Source organism: Hyphomicrobium sp. (assembly GCF_035548195.1).
Taxonomy (GTDB): Bacteria; Pseudomonadota; Alphaproteobacteria; order Rhizobiales; family Hyphomicrobiaceae; genus Hyphomicrobium_B.
Genome location: NZ_DASZTY010000029.1, coordinates 1 through 1,519 on the forward strand (window position 1 = coordinate 1; position 1,519 = coordinate 1,519).

Below are 1,519 nucleotides of genomic sequence, written 5' to 3' on the forward strand. Positions count from 1 at the left end.
GCCGCCGGCGGTGAACGATTACGTGCCGCGCTCCTGGCTGTTCTGGCTGATCGATCAGTCCTATGCCGAGCAGCGGCGCTTCGGTTCGGCCGCCTATATGCCGAATGCGGACGGCGCGGTCTACAAGGTGACGATGACGCAATCCGGCCTCAACGCCGAGCCGGTGAACGCGGCCGCGGCCACGGCGAATGCCGCGCGGCCTTGAATAGTTCAAGTACTAGTATGCTTTCCCAGACGCCTCGCTGACCACGGTTAAGAGCTGTCTTGCGAGCAGCGATTCCAGAAGGCGTTCCATCTTGGACAGATCGACGGCGCCCTTGTCCAGCGATTGGTCCGCTTGTTCGAGAGCTTCGTAGTAAGGCTCGCGATTGTCGATGATCATTTCCGGAATCGTCGGCGTCCCAGGAATCTTCATTCTCAAACGAATCGATAACACCAGATAGGACACAGCACGGGCCGTTCGGCCATTACCGTCAGTAAAGGCGTGTATCCAATTCATTCGCCACATAACATATGCCGCAAGATGCGTTGCGCGCATCGCCCAGTTATCATTAACGTAGTCGCACATCTGCTCGACCAGCCCAGGAACTAAGTGTGCGGCGGGAGGCTGATGTTTGCTTCCGGAAATCATAACGGACCCGGGGCGCCAATTTCCGGCAAATGCATCTAGTTCGTCGATCGCCAATCGGTTGAGGTCTAATATGACTGAAGGTCTGAGCCGAAACTCGCGTTCGGGGTCCGAGACGTAAGCCTCGACCATCTCTTCCATCCGCGCTGTCTGTAGCAGCGCGTTGCGCGCTTCGCGTTCGGCTCGCTCTTGTCCGGACAGTAAGACTCTTGGAGCATCAGCTTTGCTATGGCGAAGCTCGTGCCGGTCGTCCACGCTCATTTATCTTTTTCGAGCTTCTCCGCCTGCTCGTCGATCATGGCGCGAGTGATGCGTTCATTCTCGAATCCAGCATTCCCATAGGCGAAGCTGCGCCGCTGGGCTTCCAACTCGGTTGGGGTCATCTTTATCTCTCGCGCCAGCGCGATCAGCTTATCCAACTCAGCCATGGATCGAATCCTCCTTCGCAGGCGAGATTCTAATCCGATCATTCGCTAAATAATAGATAGTATCTCGATCTAGAGGTTCCCACTAGAAAGCCGATACCGGTTCACCGCGCGCCCGGGTCCGCTTGATGCAGCCCGACGATGTTCTCGTCGGGATCGCGGATATAGGCCTGCCAGCCGACGCCGGGGATCGCCATCTTGGGAAGGGCGATCTGCGCGCCGGCGGCCGTTGCTTTCGCAACCGCATCGTCGACGGATTTCACGCCGAGAGAGCAGACGAATGCGTTCACAGGCGCGCCCACCGCCGCGCCGCCGCCCATGCGCTTGACGAAACCGCCATTGATGCCCGGCCCGTCATTGTCGCCGGTGTCGATGAGGTAATAGTCGAACTGCGGCATATGCGTGATCCGCCAGCCGAACACATCGGCATAGAACTTCGACAGCTTCGCCGGATCGGCGGCGTGGA

At 58.5% G+C, this 1,519-nt stretch carries 4 protein-coding genes; 1 reads left to right on the plus strand and 3 read right to left on the minus strand.

Annotation, left to right across the window (positions count from 1 at the left end):
- On the plus strand, positions 1–205 hold a 205-nt coding region (locus VHB22_RS12245), incomplete at its 5' end, for a hypothetical protein (protein ID WP_325457261.1).
- Between the two features lie 12 nt (positions 206–217).
- On the opposite strand, the gene VHB22_RS12250 is transcribed toward VHB22_RS12245, so the two are convergent.
- The 3 genes from VHB22_RS12250 to VHB22_RS12260 form a co-directional block, all read right to left on the minus strand.
- The gene (locus tag VHB22_RS12250) at positions 218–769 is read right to left on the minus strand and encodes a Fic family protein (protein ID WP_325457262.1); all 552 of its coding nucleotides are present in this window, start codon (positions 767–769) and stop codon (positions 218–220) included.
- Positions 770–885: 116 nt separating this feature from the next.
- The gene (locus tag VHB22_RS12255; RefSeq protein WP_325457263.1) at positions 886–1,056 is read right to left on the minus strand and encodes a hypothetical protein; all 171 of its coding nucleotides are present in this window, start codon (positions 1,054–1,056) and stop codon (positions 886–888) included.
- A 101-nt stretch (positions 1,057–1,157) separates the two neighbouring features.
- The coding region (locus VHB22_RS12260) for a hypothetical protein (protein ID WP_325457264.1) at positions 1,158–1,519 on the minus strand (362 nt) is incomplete at its 5' end.